The sequence below is a fragment of the Cyanobacteriota bacterium genome, assembly GCA_025054735.1.
Classification (GTDB): Bacteria; Cyanobacteriota; Cyanobacteriia; order SKYG9; family SKYG9; genus SKYG9.
Genome location: JANWZG010000023.1, coordinates 1 through 16,892 on the forward strand (window position 1 = coordinate 1; position 16,892 = coordinate 16,892).

General features: G+C 50.9%; 10 protein-coding genes. 7 read left to right on the forward strand and 3 right to left on the reverse strand.

Going from position 1 to position 16,892, the window contains the following annotated elements; translation table 11 throughout:
• Both bchI and NZ772_02240 read left to right on the forward strand, forming a co-directional pair.
• Positions 1-862, forward strand: an 862-nt coding sequence (gene bchI / locus NZ772_02235) for a magnesium chelatase ATPase subunit I (GenBank protein MCS6812380.1), incomplete at its 5' end; no start/stop codon positions are given.
• A 4-nt stretch (positions 863-866) separates the two neighbouring features.
• Positions 867-2,480: an ABC transporter substrate-binding protein gene (locus NZ772_02240; protein ID MCS6812381.1), complete on the forward strand. Its 1,614-nt coding sequence runs from the start codon at positions 867-869 to the stop codon at positions 2,478-2,480.
• Positions 2,481-2,734: 254 nt separating this feature from the next.
• Here NZ772_02240 and NZ772_02245 read toward each other — a convergent pair whose 3' ends face one another.
• On the reverse strand, positions 2,735-7,843 hold the full coding sequence (locus NZ772_02245) for a translocation/assembly module TamB domain-containing protein (protein MCS6812382.1): 5,109 nt from the start codon (positions 7,841-7,843) through the stop codon (positions 2,735-2,737).
• Between the two features lie 179 nt (positions 7,844-8,022).
• On the opposite strand from NZ772_02245, the gene grxC reads away from it, so the two are divergent.
• Positions 8,023-8,346: a glutaredoxin 3 gene (gene grxC, locus NZ772_02250; protein MCS6812383.1), complete on the forward strand. Its 324-nt coding sequence runs from the start codon at positions 8,023-8,025 to the stop codon at positions 8,344-8,346.
• Positions 8,343-8,840 (forward strand): tRNA adenosine(34) deaminase TadA, encoded by a 498-nt coding sequence (gene tadA, locus NZ772_02255; GenBank protein MCS6812384.1) that lies wholly within the window; start codon positions 8,343-8,345, stop codon positions 8,838-8,840. The genes grxC and tadA overlap by 4 nt, the downstream gene beginning before the upstream one ends.
• A gap of 140 nt (positions 8,841-8,980) precedes the next feature.
• On the opposite strand, the gene NZ772_02260 is transcribed toward tadA, so the two are convergent.
• The gene (locus NZ772_02260) at positions 8,981-9,889 is read right to left on the reverse strand and encodes a ferritin-like domain-containing protein (GenBank protein MCS6812385.1); all 909 of its coding nucleotides are present in this window, start codon (positions 9,887-9,889) and stop codon (positions 8,981-8,983) included.
• 254 nt (positions 9,890-10,143) lie between these two features.
• On the opposite strand from NZ772_02260, the gene NZ772_02265 reads away from it, so the two are divergent.
• The 3 genes from NZ772_02265 to ftsH4 all read left to right on the forward strand — a co-directional run bounded on the left by NZ772_02265 (position 10,144) and on the right by ftsH4 (position 16,383).
• Positions 10,144-11,259, forward strand: a complete 1,116-nt coding sequence (locus NZ772_02265) for an esterase-like activity of phytase family protein (protein MCS6812386.1) — start codon at positions 10,144-10,146, stop codon at positions 11,257-11,259.
• A 153-nt stretch (positions 11,260-11,412) separates the two neighbouring features.
• On the forward strand, positions 11,413-14,265 hold the full coding sequence (locus NZ772_02270; GenBank protein ID MCS6812387.1) for a zinc-dependent metalloprotease: 2,853 nt from the start codon (positions 11,413-11,415) through the stop codon (positions 14,263-14,265).
• A gap of 246 nt (positions 14,266-14,511) precedes the next feature.
• On the forward strand, positions 14,512-16,383 hold the full coding sequence (gene ftsH4, locus NZ772_02275) for an ATP-dependent zinc metalloprotease FtsH4 (protein ID MCS6812388.1): 1,872 nt from the start codon (positions 14,512-14,514) through the stop codon (positions 16,381-16,383).
• Positions 16,384-16,442: 59 nt separating this feature from the next.
• Here the strand turns inward: ftsH4 and NZ772_02280 are convergent.
• Positions 16,443-16,892: AAA-associated domain-containing protein (locus NZ772_02280; GenBank protein ID MCS6812389.1), on the reverse strand; the 450-nt coding region annotated here is incomplete at its 5' end.

The window sequence follows — 16,892 nt, forward strand, 5'->3', positions numbered from 1 at the left end:
AGCTGACGACCCTTTCAACAGCCACCCTAGCGATCCTGAGCTAATGAGCGATGCGGTTAAGCAGCTAACCACGCCACCAAAGGTAGTTAAGAAGAAAGTAGCCATGGTGGATCTGCCCCTGGGAGCTACCGAAGACCGAGTATGTGGAACGATCGACATCGAAAAAGCTCTTGCTGAGGGGGTAAAGGCATTTGAACCTGGGTTGCTAGCCAAGGCCAATCGAGGCATTTTATACGTTGATGAAGTAAACCTACTGGATGACCACTTGGTTGACGTATTGCTAGACTCGGCTGCCTCCGGCTGGAATACGGTAGAGCGCGAAGGCATCTCTGTGCGTCACCCAGCTAGATTTGTATTGGTAGGCTCTGGGAATCCAGAAGAAGGAGAGTTACGCCCACAGCTACTAGATCGGTTTGGGATGCACGCTGAAATTCGCACGGTCAAAGATCCGGTTTTGCGGGTGCAAATTGTGCAGCAACGGACAGAGTTTGACCGAGACCCCCAGCATTTCCTCGATAAGTATCAAGACCAGCAAGATGACCTGCGGCAAAAGATTGTGTCTGCCCAAGAACGGTTACCCGATGTCACCTTGGAGTATGAGCTACGAGTGAAAATCTCGCAGGTCTGTGCTGAGTTGGATGTAGATGGCCTAAGGGGTGATATTGTCACTAATCGCGCAGCGATCGCCCTAGCAGCATTTGAGAACCGCTCAGAGGTGACTGTGGACGATATCCGCCGGGTGGCAGCGCTTTGCCTGCGTCATCGTCTCCGTAAAGACCCGCTGGAAACTATCGACTCTGGCTATAAGGTGAACAAGGTGGTAGCCAGTGTGTTTGGGCTAGACACTGAAGCTGAGGGTTAGCAGGTTGGCTGGTTCCATGGGGGCATGGCAGCAGTTGGGGCGGTGGCTAGCAGTCTTAGGATGTTGTTGGCTGTTAGTAGGGTGTGGTATTACCAGTAGCGATCGGCCTCATCGCTTGTTGGTAGGCACGATCGCAGAAGCTACTACACTAGACCCAGCCGATGCCTATCGATTTTGGGCTGGTAATTTGCTATATAACCTAGGCGATCGCCTCTATACCTATCAACTGGGCACAACCAAGCTGGTGCCTCAACTAGCAACAGCTATGCCCACCATTAGTGCCGATGGTTTAACCTATAAAATTCCTCTCCGACGCGGTGTGGTCTTTCATGATGGCACCCCCTTCAATGCAGAAGCAATGGCCTTCTCACTACGGCGCTTTATCGAGAATGGTGGCAGTCCTAGCTTTTTGCTGGCAGATGTGGTGAAGACCGTGCAAGCTACGGATGACTATGAGTTAACAATCGTGCTCCAGCGACCCTTTGTTGCCTTTCCTAGCCTGCTAGCGTTTTCGGGAGCCTGTGCTGTATCTCCAAATGCCTATACGATCGGCAAAGGCAGCTTTAAGCCTAAGCAATTTGTGGGTACTGGCCCCTACAGGTTGACCCAGGTAGGCACAACTACCCTGAAGTTAGATGCCTTTGACCAGTATTGGGGTGAACCGCCTGCCAACCAAGGTATTGATATTCAGCGGTTTTCTAGTCCAGCAAATCTCTATCTGGCCTTTAAGGCTGGCACGATTGATGTTGCCTATCAAACCTTAGATGTTGATCAGGCCCTAAGTCTCCAGCGTCTAGCACCAAAACGAGGCTGGCAGGTGATTGCAGGTCAAGGAATTGGTATTTATTTCCTGACCTTGAACACGACCAGTCCTCCCCTAGACCGCTTGGAAGTACGGCAGGCAATCGCAGCCGCTATTGATCGTTCCCTCCTCCAACAACGGGTTTTCCGAGGACAAGTAGACCCACTCTATAGTCTAGTGCCCCCTGCGTTGCTGGGTTCTCAACCAGGCTTCCAAGATCGGTACGGAGACGGCAACTGGGCTATGGCTAAGGCGTTACTAACCCAGGCTGGCTATTCACCCAATAAACCCTTGCAAGTAGAACTGTGGTATCGATCGAACCTGATTACCAACCAACTGGCAGCATCCACAATTCGAGCTGCGGTCAAGCTCAATCTAGACGGTTTACTGGCGATTGATATCAAAGGTGTGGATTCTGCAACAATGTATAGCAATCTAGCCAATGGCATCTATCCCATGACTCTATTGGATTGGTCAGGAGATTTTCTGGATGCTGACAGCTACTTGCAGCCATTCCTGAGCTGTACAAAGGGATCTGTTGCCAAAGGATGTGAACAAGGTGCTGCTGCCGACTCTGGAGCATTTTACTACAGTGAAACCGCAAATCGATTGATTGAGCGCTCTCGGCAAGAACTGAACCCTGATCAACGCCAACAAGTGCTACGTCAACTCCAGGCACTAGTTACTAATGATGTGCCATTTATTCCTCTATGGCAAACTAAGGAATATCTATTTGTGCAACCGTGGATTCAAGGAGGACAACTGTCACCTACGACCTACGTGCCCTTTTGGAGCATGAGCAAGACGAAACCATGAATAGCCTTGTGACAAGTTTATAGCCTAATACCAATTCTCTGAGGGCTAGCGACATGACCCATTAGTTCGTGGTAACACTCATTCTCCAAAAGCTAGCAACATAATCCATCAGTTTGGGATCAAGACTCAAGTCCATACTACAAGTTATCCGTAGCCCTAGTATAGAGAAGTGGTATAACCGTGCTCGCTATCTAGCTCGACCGACAACGATCGCCCTACAGGTATCCTCTATTCATCGACGTTGTCCCATGGAGCTAAAAGCTAGCCCGAAACAATAACCGAGATTGGCTAGCGGCATAGTCATACTCTAAGTCGATGAAGCTTTGATCTCCAAGTTGACGAGTGGCTCTTAGAGTAGGTAACACACGCAGATCGGTTGCACCAATACCCTGTCCTGCGCGGCGGGTAAAGTCGTTAATATCTTCAACAGTCTCGCGCAATGTAGGAGCCACCAAGTAGCGGTAGCCAAAGAACTGGGTGATTGCCCCCTGATCACCCCGTTGCACGGTTTGTTGCAAGTCTTGGATGAAATAAAGTGACTCGTCTCCCAACAATGTCACTAGTTGATTCTCTGTGCGGCGAGGATTGCTCTCTAGCCTAACTAGGGATGAGTTAATGAACTGTAGGGCAGCAGCTTGACGGGCAGCGGGGTTTTGCGTGCTATAGGCTTGCTGGCTGTTGGTGGGGGTTCCCTGTTTGGCTGCTTCGATACAGATTGCTAGGCGTTGCAGTTCTTCACGGTTGAATGCTCTGCCCACAAAACCATGATCTGCATCTCGAAATTGGCAAACTCCCGCAGCCTGCAACTCACTCAATAATTCCTTCAAATCCCCTTTAATCGTCAGGTATACTTCAATTTCTTCTGGGCGGAGGTTAGGGATAATGTCTTGGCGAATTTCATTATCTAGGGCAGTACGGCGCTGGGTAATGGGGCGCTCTTGGACAATGGTTTGAAACCGAATATCCAAGGATGGGTTGAGTAGCCCAGATGTAGCGGTGAAGGTGACAGTATGTTGACGATTGCGGGGCAAGTAGAACAAGGTGCTGAGCAGATCAATCTCACCGCGATAGACTTGGATGATCCCTTCTGGGCGCAAGTTATTGAGGGTGCCGTTGAGGCTGAGGCTACCACCAGGCTGCACAAATACGAAGGGGGCACGAATCTGAAATCCGTCTCCCAAGGTGAGTTCAACGTTAGCTAGTTCTGGCATCCAGCCTGCTAAGACCGCAAAGGGACTCGTGCCATTGCTAGATCTAAAGGCATCGGTCAATTTCAGGGTATCGGCTGAGAGGGAAACGTAACCTTCTGACAGGCGAATGCCGCCAGTAACCAGAGGACTCAGCAAGCTGCGGGTAATACTGATTTGGGTGTCGATCAAGCCGTTATAGCCTGCATAGGCAGTTTTGAGGTCGAGTCTGCCCTGATCGATGGCTATGGTCAAGGGCAGCAATGCATCGGGATCGCTGTCTGGAAGCGGTTGTAATAGCCCTATAGCACCGTTGATCAGCAGCTTGCTGTTGGCAAATTGTCCTGACAGTTGCTCAATTTTGAGGCGATCCATCGTGAACAAGACTTCGCCATCTAGAGTGAGCATGTTCTCAATTAGGGGCGTTTTGAAGGTGAGGTTGCGGAGGGCGATCGTGCCAGTAGCCACCAGATTTGCCAGGATTGACTGGGGGGGATCATTGAGGTCAAGGGTGCCACTGGTGCGAAACTGCAATGACCCGTTACCACTGTTGAGGGTGAGCTGACCATCACTAAGGGCACCAATGAGGGCAATGGCGTTAGTACCCAGGTTTACGTCCAGAGACAGGTCATCCCCAGGGGTTAGAGGCAAGCTGGTAGCAACTTGGATATAGTCTGGTGCGGTAGTGACAAATGTAACTCTTGCATCGGCATAGCGAAACTCCCCCGCGATCGCCTCTAAGTCAGCGTTGTTAAGGGTAAGATCCGTGATGGCCATTTTCCCCTCTACCTGTGGAGCTAATAAGCGGCCCCCTAGGGTGCCTGTGGCACTAAAATATCCACGCAGATTAGCCGGTAGTTTCACCACCTGCTGCAGATTTTCCAGGGGGAACTGGTCAAGGCGGAAGGTGCCTGTGAGACTATCTAATGAGGCGTTGCCTTGGAAGCTGGCAGTAGCTCCTGCAAATTCGGCTCGCATGGGATCAATGGTTAGCACACCATCCCGGATTTTTCCCCGCGCTAGGATCCGATCAAGGGTCAATACTCGTCCTTGATCAGTCACCAACTGTCCGTTTTTGGTCATGGTCACAACGCGATCGGGATACCATTGCCAGTCTGCCCCTTGAAATTCAAAATCGAGCGTAGGATTGCTCAGGGTGCCAGTTAGGGCTAGTTTGCCGCTGTAGTTGGCGTTGATGGCTAATTGGGTAGGTGGCTGCAAGGGTTGGCGCTGTCGGCTGGCATAGGTAGCTAGACGCTGATTCACCTGGTCAAGAATGGCCAATAGCTCCGCTATGGAACCATCCTGATCACCGATGGGTTCGACTTGCAAGGCGTTCACACTGGTAACGGTGGGCAGTTGCAATCCTTGGAATACATCGCTGATCTCAAACCACTTCACCAAGGTCAACAGATCTTGAAGATTGCCTTGGGCACCCACCTGTGCCTTAACAGTTCCAGAGCGGAGGTTAAGACTAGCTGCCATGTCGTAGCGGCTAGAGCCAATTTGCAGCGTGGTAGCAGGCAATTGCACTACACCCTGCTGGTAGGTAAAGCTGCTATCTACCCGGTCAAGTTGAATATGGCCCAAGCCAAGTTTCTGTAGCCGCGCACTACCCGTCGTAGCAAGGGTGTAGAGATTGAAGGTAGCATCGGCATTAATGGTACCAACGATCGGCGCAGGCAAGGGTGGCAAACTATACAAGCTGCTCAAGAATTTGCTGGGAGATATATTCAACAGAGCTAGGTCAACATTTTGGACATCAACATGAAAGTGATCGCCCTCCCGCTTTCCCTGAATGATGAGGGATTGTTTTCCTTCCCCTTGGCGAATATCCACAGTACCGGGTAAATAGGGCAAGGGACAACGGGCTTGCTTACAGGGAATGAGGGTAGCTACCAGGCGATCGTGCTTACCTCGCAGGTCAATTATGGCCGATCGTCCTAAACCCACATCCACCCTTCCAGAGACCAATGGTTCTAACTGCAAGCGATTCACAGCCACCCCTTGCAGGCTAGCGGTTCCCACCAGTTGCAAATTATCCGGAGCGAAGATATTACCAAGCAGGTTGCGTCCTACCAAGCGACCCTTAAACTCAACAATGCCTGCCAGATTCACCTGTTCAGCCACTGATGGACCAACTACTGAGCGAATCGGTAGTTGTGCCAGATCAGACCGTACTGCCATATCGATGACGGTGCTCGCTGTCCATTTGCCTCGCTGTGCCAAGTTGATGTTGCCACTGGCGGTGAGGATTTGTCCGCCTACCTTAGCGGTGACTGTATTCAGGGCGATCGTCGTGGTAGGCTGGGGCGAGAGTAAGTCCCGAAGATTACCGGAGAGTGCCAAATTGGCGTTGATTAGTGGTAGGGGACGAGAGTCTCTAAATAGGGTGGCAAGACTGGAGAGACCAGGCTGGATAGGGGCAGGACACACTCGACCATAGCAGTCGCGTACATCTGGCTGCAATCGTGTCCATAGGTCTGGCTTAAAGCCCGATGCATCTAGGTCGCGAGCATTTACTGCTAACTGCCAGCGCAGGGAAGCTAGATTAGCCCCGCCAGTCGCTTGAACTGTGCCCTTTCCCACCCGCAGTGCTGTGCTATTCAAGGCGAGGTGATAGTCTGCTAGCACTAAAGTGCCGCTACCAGTGAGGCTGCCGATGTTTTGCACACGACCGTTGGCAAGTTGCCAGGTTACTGTAGCAGCAGGGTTACCGACAATGCCTCGGACATGGCCCTGGGCGGTAACTGTACCAAGGCGAACGGCAGCAGGCAGGTTATAGGGCGCTGCGACCCCATCTACAGGCAGGGTAGCTTGAAACTGAAGGGTAATCGGCAATTGTAATGGATTCAGATCGGCGAGATTAGGGGGCAGGGAAATCTGGCCTTGAGCCGTAATTTGCCCCCCAGCGGTTGGCTCAGCTTGGAATTGAAGCAGCCGCAGTTGGCGACGATTCCCCGCGATGCTGGCACGGGTGTGAGCAAACATCACCTTATCCACAAAGGTTGAGGTGCTACTGTCCACATCCCCCGTTAGTACAGGATCCGAGAGGGTGCCGGTAAGCTGGAGCTTGCCTTGAAAGCTGCCTTCTAGGGCGATCGGCAACTCGATGCCTAGGGTTTGGCGCAGGCGATTCAGATCAACCGGAGGAATATCGATAGCCAGATCTACGGCTGCATCCTTGATCCCCGCTGACCAGTCCACCGTGCCCGACACGGTTGCCCTAGCGTCTGCCAATTGGCCCTGTGCTTGCCGAACGATCGCCCGCTTGCCCTGTAGCAGCAGGTTAGCTTTAGCAGTCAGTGGCTCTGTAACTGACTCAGCCCGCACTTCAACATCATCTACTTGCACGGTGCCCTGCACTACTGGCAACTCCTTGAAGGCAAAATCTGGCATGTCTAGCTCAACATCAGCCGTCAGCTTGCCCTTGGTTATTTTTGCTGCATCCACTGGATTAAGAGGGTTAAACTGTGCCAATCCTAAATCCTTGATCTTGGCATTTAATCGAGTTCTGCCTGTTTGCAGTTGGGTTTCGCCTTTGGCCTGCAACCGTCCCCCAGCTAGGGCCAAATCTGCTTGGTAACGTGCCTGCCCCTTGCGGTTCTGGAACAGTTGCACAGTCCCATTGATGGGAATCACGATTGCCGCTGGTTTGCCGTAGGGTTGCAGGACTGCCTGGGCATCTTTAATCCGCACCTTGGCGTTGATATTTACTGGCAGGTCTTGCCAAGGGGGTAACTGAGGATTCAAGCTCACCCAATCGCCATCAGCGGTTTGCTGGGCAGACACATTGAGATTATTAAGGCTAATGGTGACAGGTAGCGATCGTCGTAGCAGCCCTGGCAGACTATACCCCACCTCAATGGAACCGATCGCTAAACTTTCTGGCGCTCCCAATTGACTGGGTAGTGTTGTTTCTCCAATTCGGATTCCACTTAGGGAAAATCCTTCCACTTTTCCTACGCGCACAGGTCGGTTTAGGATTTTGCTCAGCTCAGTAGCTAACAGCCCTGGTAGGTAATGACGCACCCAATAGTTCACGCCTACAAAGCTGACAGCACCTATGCCCCCTAGAGCCAGACCAGTAATGGTAAAAATACTCAACAAGCGGCGCGATCGACGACAGAGAGATGGCTCTAAGCGCGATGGCGTAGGTTCTGCTGGTTGCGTCATCTCATGTCTAGAACAACGTCGCCGCCTAGTCTACTATGTCAATTTGGTCAGGTCAAAACCATTAACGCTGGTCGTAATTTGTCAGCGATTTCCAGACATAATAGTTAGCCCTGGTCAAACAAGGTACCCTAAAAATAGTTGTTGCGTACAGGTGGATTATGTCAAGTCCTATCGCCACTCTGATTAATACGATTAATACCCTGCTGAACCGACCTGCCAACACTGTTAAAGCAAGAGTGGAAATTTATACATGGCAAACCTGTCCATACTGCATTCGGGCTAAGTGGCTGCTGCGGTGGAAGGGTGTGTCGTTCACAGAATACAAAATTGATGGTGATGCTGAAGCTAGGGCTGCTATGGCAACCCGCGCTAATGGTCGGCGATCAGTACCCCAGATTTTTATCAACGATCGCCACATTGGCGGCTGCGACGATCTCTATCGGTTGGATGCAGCAGGTGAGTTGGATGCCCTGTTGGCGATCGCCCCTGCATCCGCTCCATGAGCACCGAAGCACTGGCATCCCCAATCCATCGCTATTGGATGCAACAGGCATTGATTCTAGCAGCAGAAGCGGGCAGAGCTGGTGAGGTGCCAGTGGGGGCGATCGTTGTGACGGCTAATAACCAATTACTTGCCCAAGCCAGCAACCGTCGAGAGCGTGACCACGATCCCACCGCCCATGCAGAAATCTTAGCGCTACGTATGGCAGGCCAAGCCCTCCACAACTGGCACCTGAACGACTGTACCCTATACGTTACCTTAGAGCCTTGCCCTATGTGCGCTGGTGCCATCCTGCTAGCACGGTTGGGACTGTTGGTGTTTGGTGCGAGCGATCCCAAAACTGGTGCCATTCGCTCTGTCTTGAACCTACCGGAGAGCCGATGCTCGTTTCATTACCTCAATGTGCTGTCTGGCGTAATGGAGGCTGAATGCCGAGAACAACTACAAGCTTGGTTTGCCCAACGCCGACAGGATAAACGCAACAGCAGTAACTAGCGATGGTTCGTCAACGAACGGCAACGGGATGGGAGTAATGGCGCTGATTCCCTGCTCCACAGAAAAGGAGCCTGTCTATGAAGCAGCAAACTCCAACATTGACAGACTCCCAATCAGAGTTGGCAACGATGCTAAATGGTCTATGCCTTAGATGTCGCCTGTTGGGGCTTTTCAGACTTGTTGAACTGGCTGATGCCATTCAAGAACATGGGAATGAACTTTTCCATAAAGGCTTGGGGATCACGCTTCCAAGCTCGTTGGGCCACATCCACACGAGTCATTTGTAGTTCAGGCGCAAACAGTGCTTGGGGCAAGCGATTCATTAAGTACTGAGGACGTTGCCACAGAGGTAGAGTTTCTGCTACATCCAACAGACGACTGACACGCCGCAATTCTGCACCAAGGGTGATGTCCATGCCAGCAGAGAAGGCAGCCTGCTCGATCGCAGCATAGCGGCGCTTAGCCGTTTCTACTTGTTCTCGATGGGCAGGACTCTTACGAGCAAGTTGCGCTAGCCAGCGATTGCCCCACCGCACATGGGCAGCTTCTTCGGGGAAGATGCGCTCGATCGTCTCCCGTACTTTGACAACTTCTTCAGTCTGGGGCTGTTGCTTCAAGGCATGGATATGGGCTGCGAAATACTCACATCCCCGCTTTTCTGCCACGTTGATAGCAGCGATAGCAGAAATAACGGTACTATCCTTATCTTGGGTCTCGGCAAACTCGTAATCTACTAAGCGATCAAATTCTTCAATGTAGGAGACTCCAGGTGGTCTACCTACGCTGACCCCCAGATCAGTCAACAAATCAGTCAACCACATGGCATGGCGCGCTTCGTCAGCGATGTGATGAGATAGGTCACGAACCAGTTCAGGAGGTTGACCGTCTAGGCTTTCAACCAGATTGGTCAGATCTCTACAACTCCGCTGTTCGCTAAAGCGATAACGGTTCAGGGTAATCATGTGCACTTCACGATCGCGCACGACTTGAGTCAGAATATCGCGGGCGCTGAGAGCGTTTTGTAACTTACGGGGATAGACGACAGTCATAGGAGTAGCTGGAATAAGGGAGTTGGTTAACGATTCTTAATAGTGTGATCATAACTGATCCCCAATTATACGGGCTGTTTTCCTCTAGCGCAGTCGTTGGTAAATGATCTCAACGGTTTTGGAACAATGCCCCCACAAGCTCTGACCCAACCTTGCACTCGTGCCATTAGAACTCGTAGCTAAGGTCAGAAATTAATCAAGGGATTTGAACTACTATAGGCGTGGCACAGATGTAAGGAGCCTGAAAAATAGTCATGCTGAAGATTATGCAGGCTGGTTGGCAATTAGTACTTTTAGGGTTAGTCAGCTTGATGGTAGTTGGTTCACTCATGGGCCGTACCCCGGCTACTCTCCCGACAGCAATCACCTTCCTAGGTGAAGCCACCCTGCCGTCAGGATTGCAGTTTCAGACTACGGAGGTTGGCGGGCTATCAGGCATTACTTACGATGCGCAACGTCAAGTGTATTATGCGATTTCTGACGATCGCAGCCAAAAGGCACCTGCTCGGTTTTACACATTAACCCTTGATCTCAGCCAGGGAACTCTGAAATCCGATGGCATGGCAGTCAAAGCCGTAACAATTATTCAAAACATTGATGGAACCCCCTTTCCCTCTGAAACTGTTGACCCTGAAGGCATAGCCCTCACCCGTGGCGGTACATTGTGGATTTCCTCTGAGGGTGATGCACGCACCCAGATTGCCCCCTTCGTACGGCGCATCTCTCTCCAGGGGCAGCACTTACAAAACTTGCCAGTGCCAGAGAAATTTATCCCCACGACTCGCCAAGGGGTGCGGCAAAACCTAGCGTTTGAGAGCTTAACCCTGACTCCAAATCAACGATTTTTGTACGTAGCTAATGAAAATGCCCTAGTTCAAGATGGGGCCGAAGCTACGCTGACCGCGGGTAGCCTGGTGAGAATTGTTCGCTATCGCTTGCCAGCTAATATTGTGGATGCTGAATATGTCTATGTGACTGATCCAGTGGTTGCACCTCCAGTGCCTGCTGATAGTTTCAACACCAATGGGTTGGTAGAGTTGCTGGCCTTGGACGATCGTGGCCACTTGTTGGCACTAGAGCGCTCTTTCTCGTCTGGAGTTGGCCATGCAGTTCGGTTGTATAGAGTGGCAATTAAAGACGCGACTAATGTGATGACGATCGCAAGTCTCCAGTCTCCAGAGGCCAAGACTGTCAAACCCGTCGAGAAGACGTTACTGCTCGATTTAACGCAGTTGGGGCTAAAGCTGACGAACTTAGAGGGGTTGACATTTGGCCCCAAGTTACCTAACGGACAGCGCAGCTTGATTATCATTGGTGACAACAACTTTGGGTCTGAGGTCACCCAAGCATTAGCCTTTGCCCTACGCTAAGACCAGCTTACTTATCGTTGCTCGACAATCGTTAACAATTAACACCATTTCCAAATTTCTAGGTTAGGGTTGGTTGGGGCTGGATTTTGTTTCTCAATAGCCTGAATGCTGGGTATCTAGTCCTGAAACCGTCGTTTGCCGCGTTGGATACACATGAGACGAATTGCACTGGGAACTGCGTTTGCCGTAGGAGTGTTGCTTGCTCTAGTGTTGGGGGTTCATCAACCAGGAGTTTCACTAAAACCAGCCTGGGGTCGATCGTCACCTGCCATTGCCCAACCGTCAGCCACATCTGTAGCTACACAACCGCCCCCAAAACCCTTGCCTAGCCCTTTTAGCAGTAGTGCTGACAGCGGGACTGAGGAAAACAAGCCTGATCTTAAACCCTTTGACAGAGTCACTAAAAACCTCAAGCGCCTATCCGGGCTGTTTACGTTGTATCAAAATGACCGAACTGGCCAAATCTATGCGGAGATTTCACCCACCCAGTTAAACCAAACCTACCTCTGCACCTTTACCCTGGAGTCCGGTATTGGTCAGTATGGGCTGTATCGAGGGATGCCCCTAGGTGATTTGGTGTTCTATTTTCGCCGTGTTAATAACAACCTAGAGTTTGTAGTGCGTAATGTGAACTTCCGCGCGCAACGGGGTAGTCCAGCACAACGATCAGTAGAACGATCATTTAGCGACTCAGTACTCTATTCCCTGCCTATTCGCAGCATCCACGAGCAGCGAAAGACAATGCTCATTGACTTTGCCCCGCTATTCATCAGCGATATTAGCGGCCTTTCTGCCTCCCTAGGAGAGTTGGTTGAGGGTGGCTATACGCTTGACACTGATAACTCCCGGTTTTCTCTAGCTAAGGCATTTCCTAAAAATGTTGAATTAGAAGTAACCTTTAACTTCTCAGGTAAAAACTCTGGCTGGAGTGCATTGGCTGATGGCCGAGCCTTTACGTTGCGAGTGCGGTACAGTTTGTCCGAGCTGCCTAGTAATAACAACTACCGTCCTCGGTTGGCTGATAGTCGGGTGGGCTACTTTATCACAGCCTATAAAGATTTCTCAGACGATCGCAATCGTGAGCGGTTTGTGCGCTATATCAATCGCTGGCATCTAGAAAAGCAAGATCCCCATGCAGCCCTGTCACCTCCAAAGCAGCCGATCGTCTTCTGGTTAGAAAACACTATTCCCCTAGACTATCGCCAACCCATCCGTGAGGGTGTGTTGATGTGGAACCGTGCCTTTGAAAAGGCTGGATTTAAGGACGCGATTCAAGTTAAACAAATGCCGGACAGAGCTGACTGGGATCCAGCCGATATTCGCTACAACACAATTCGCTGGTTCCATGCTAACGATGCCATTTTTGCCATTGGCCCCTCCAGGGTAAACCCTCTCACAGGCCAGATTCTGGATGCGGATGTAGCCATTTCTGCTGACTTCGTGAGATATATTCGCAACCAGTTTCGGGTATTTGGAGATTTGCGGCAGACTCAACCCCAAGACTTTATGGCACAACTGCTCAATAGCCACAACCTCTGTCGTGAAAAGTGGCTACGCCTGCCAGAGCGATTTGAAGCCCAACGACGATCGCTGCGAGTTATCCCCCAACGTTTGCGAGAGCAGGATTTTTGCTACGGCATGGAAGCCGCCAACCACATGCGTAGTGCATTAGTGATGTTGTCATTTCGCAACGTCTTACCTAGTAGTGATGAAATGAAACGGTTTCTGCATGAATTTTTGCGCGAGTTGGCTGCCCACGAGGTTGGTCATACCCTAGGGTTGCGGCACAACTTTCGGGGTAGCACCATGCTAAAGCCAGAAGAGTTACAAAATACGGCCATTACCCGTACTAAAGGCTTGGTGGGATCAGTTATGGACTACAACGCCCCTAACATTGCCCCCGATGGCCAGACTCAGGGTGACTATTTCACAAGTGTGGTCGGCCCCTATGATGAGTGGGCGATCGCCTATGGCTACACCCCGATCGAGGCTGTAATTCCCAGCCAGGAGTTGCCTATCCTGCAAAAAATTGCTAGTCGATCGCCAGAGCCAGACTTAGCCTATGCCACTGACGAAGATCTGCTTGCATTTCTAGACCCAGAAGTGAACGCCTTTGACCTGAGTGGCAATACCTTAGTCCATGCCAAGATGCGTATGGATCAGGCGCGCAAGCTTTGGCAGCGTCTAGAAAAGCGCTATCCAGGACGAGGAGAAAGCTACGAGGAAGTACGAGAAATCTTTGATACCATTCTCAGCAACTACTTTAGCCAAATATTTGACTTAGTGCCCTACGTGGGTGGGCAGCATTTTTATCGTCACCATCGGGGTGATGCAAGTGTTCCTAGACCCTTTGAGCCAGTGGCCCTAGAAAAACAGCGGCAGGCATTGTCGTTGTTGCAAGAATATGTATTTTCCGACCAAGCATTTCAGTTTTCCCCTGCGTTGTTGAGTGAGTTAGCTCCCTCGCGCTGGAATCATTGGGGTAGCTTTTTAGACTACCGGCTTGACTATCCACTGCACGATCAAATCACGTTTTTGCAAAGTCTGGTCTTGAGTGATTTGTTGTCGTCCGATCGCCTAACTCGGATGTTAGATGATGAGCTTAGGTCGTCACCGGGTCAAACCCTAACGCTACCAGAGTTGTTTGCTAGTCTACAATCTGGCATTTGGACGGAACTATGGAGTAATCAGCAGCCCCTCAAGATCTCCAGTCTCCGTCGAGCGGCGCAGCGTCAGTATATGAACTTGTTAATCAATATGGTGTTGCGAACTAATTCCATAGAGACTGCCCGCACCTTCCCAGAGTTTATCATTGCTGTTCGTACAGATGCTGCTCCAGAGGATGCCCGTGCTCTAGCTTGGTATAACCTGCGCGAATTGCGCGATCGCATTGGCAGCACCCTCAATCGCCAGCGGGAAGAGATGGACTTAGCAACAAGGGCGCATTTACAGGAGTCATTTGATCGCATTTCTAAGGCCTTAGAGGCACCACTGCAATCGCAGTAACTCTCTTAGGGTACAGGCTCGTATACAGGCTCAGTGGGCGGGTGCCAGTGTTAGGTGCGGAATTCTCGCCATCATCTACTGGCAAACAGTTCCAAAACAGCTCTTGCGAACTACTACCATAAATATAGAAATGAACAAAGTCAATACCTTTGTATTAATTTCGGATCCAAACCTTGCAAGCTGTGGTTGCAAGTCAGTTCGTGTTCAGAGCTAATGTCGTAGGACAACAAAGGATAATAACCTGCTATGACGATTAAAGAAACCCCTCAACCATCCCGTTCCAGACAGATTGGTGGTATCTTGCTAGCTCTGTCTGGTGCATTTTTACTAATAAATCTGTTTTTGCCTGGGTTATTTGGCCCCAGCATTCCCCAGGTTCCCTACAGCCTGTTTGTGCATCAAGTACAGGAAGGAGAGGTGGCCAGAGCTGCCGTGGGACAAAACCAGATTCAATACCAGCTTAAGGGTCAAGGCGATCAGCCTGGTCAAGTGTTGGCAACGACCCCTATTTTTGACCTGAAATTGCCAGAGTTGCTGGAGGCGAATGGTGTAGAGTTTGCTGCAATTCCGCCCCCTAAAAATAATTGGTTCGGTAGCTTACTAAGTTGGGTGCTGCCACCACTGATTTTTGTTGCTATTTGGCAGTTCTTTGTAGGACGGGGCATTGGTGGTGCTGGTGGCGGACAGAGTGTTTTGTCGATCGGCAAGAGTCGTGCCAAGGTTTATGTGGAGGGTGAAACAGCCAAAGTTACCTTTGCTGATGTAGCTGGAGTCGAGGAAGCCAAGGCAGAACTCGTGGAGATCGTAGACTTTTTGAAAATGCCCGATCGGTTCACAGCGATCGGTGCTCGCATTCCCAAGGGCGTGTTGTTGGTTGGCCCTCCGGGTACTGGCAAAACTCTGTTGGCAAAGGCTGTAGCTGGAGAAGCGGGCGTTCCTTTCTTTAGCATCTCTGGTTCCGAGTTTATCGAGTTGTTTGTGGGGGTAGGGTCATCCCGCGTGCGCGACCTGTTTGAACAGGCTAAGAAGCAGGCTCCTTGCATCGTGTTTATTGATGAGCTAGATGCAATCGGCAAATCACGGACAGCAGGTGGTTTCTACGGCGGTAATGACGAACGAGAGCAAACCCTTAACCAGTTGCTTACAGAAATGGATGGATTTTCCGCTGGGTCAGCGACAGTAATTGTGTTAGCTGCCACTAACCGTCCTGAAACACTGGATCCAGCTTTGTTACGTCCTGGTCGTTTCGATCGTCAGGTGCTTGTGGATCGTCCTGACTTGAATGGCCGCTTAGCTATTCTCAAAATCCATGCCCAAAAGGTGAAGTTAGGGGATGATGTGGATTTGAAGGCAATCGCCACCCGCACACCTGGTTTTGCTGGTGCAGACTTGGCTAATCTGGTGAATGAGGCAGCATTGTTAGCTGCTCGCAAAAACCGTAATACCGTCGCCCAGGAAGACTTTGGTGAGGCGATCGAGCGCATCGTAGCGGGTCTGGAGAAGAAGAGCCGGGTTTTAAGCGACAAAGAGAAGACGATCGTGGCCTATCACGAAGTAGGTCATGCCCTAGTGGGTGCTCTCATGCCTGGCAGTGGCAAGGTAGAAAAAATTTCAATCGTCCCCCGTGGCATGGCAGCCCTTGGCTACACGCTGCAACTGCCGACAGAAGATCGGTTTCTGTTAGATCAAAGTGAGCTTCAGGGTCAGATTGCTACTCTGCTGGGAGGCCGAGCGGCTGAGGAAATCGTCTTTGGTAGCATTACCACTGGAGCATCCAATGATTTACAACGGGCTACGGATTTGGCAGAGCGGATGGTGATGACCTATGGCATGAGCAAGGTGCTAGGGCCATTGGCCTATGAAAAGCAGCAATCGATGTTTCTAGCCAATGGTGCCCCTAATCCTCGCCGCGCTGTTAGCGAACAAACCGCTGAGGCGATCGACAAGGAAGTGAAAGAAATTGTTGAATCTGCCCATCAACAGGCACTGGCCATTCTCAGGCACAACCGTAGTCTGTTGGAAACAATCGCAAAACGCTTGCTAGAGATAGAAGTGATTGAAGGTACCGAGCTTCATGACCTGTTAGCTCAAGTGCAAGCAGTGCCCCAAGCCGCCTAGGGATGATTGCCTTGGAGCAGTGAAATGGCGAAGCGAGCTAGATAGTGCTACGTGCCGTGTCAGCCGTCTTCGCCACTGCTGAGGGCAGCACTGCTCTCTACATCCAAGTTCGCTTCAGGTAGATAAAGCCGATCCTCGCTGGCATCGTACTCAAACAATTCAGCATAACGTCCCCAGTCCACTGCCGTAGCAAACTGACGCTCGGCTTCATCGTGGGGAAAATGCTCATCCCAAAGGTCTAAGAAGAAATCTGCCCGCATAGAGCCGCTCTGTTTTTCTCGCAGGGTTTGCACAATGCTGTTTAGGACTGGAACATGACTCAAGACTTGCTGTCGAAAGAGATCTTTGCTCCGTAGAATGGTAGTTGTGGCAAAGTCCTGTCCAATTTCCGTCAGGCGCACATCCCCCTGAGAAACTTCAGCAAACCCTAGCAGAACAGCAGCATCCAAAATTGGCAACAGGTCATCTACGGCAAGCTGAAGTCGATCGGCAAGGCGCGGAATGTCATC

Bases quoted from the DNA above. Each gene is read 5' to 3' on its own strand.
- NZ772_02245 (MCS6812382.1), bottom strand. From the start codon at position 7,843: ATGACGCAACCAGCAGAACCTACGCCATCGCGCTTAGAGCCATCTCTC.
- tadA (MCS6812384.1), top strand. From the start codon at position 8,343: ATGAGCACCGAAGCACTGGCATCCCCAATCCATCGCTATTGGATGCAA.
- NZ772_02260 (MCS6812385.1), bottom strand. From the start codon at position 9,889: ATGACTGTCGTCTATCCCCGTAAGTTACAAAACGCTCTCAGCGCCCGC.
- NZ772_02265 (MCS6812386.1), top strand. From the start codon at position 10,144: ATGCTGAAGATTATGCAGGCTGGTTGGCAATTAGTACTTTTAGGGTTA.
- NZ772_02270 (MCS6812387.1), top strand. From the start codon at position 11,413: ATGAGACGAATTGCACTGGGAACTGCGTTTGCCGTAGGAGTGTTGCTT.
- ftsH4 (MCS6812388.1), top strand. From the start codon at position 14,512: ATGACGATTAAAGAAACCCCTCAACCATCCCGTTCCAGACAGATTGGT.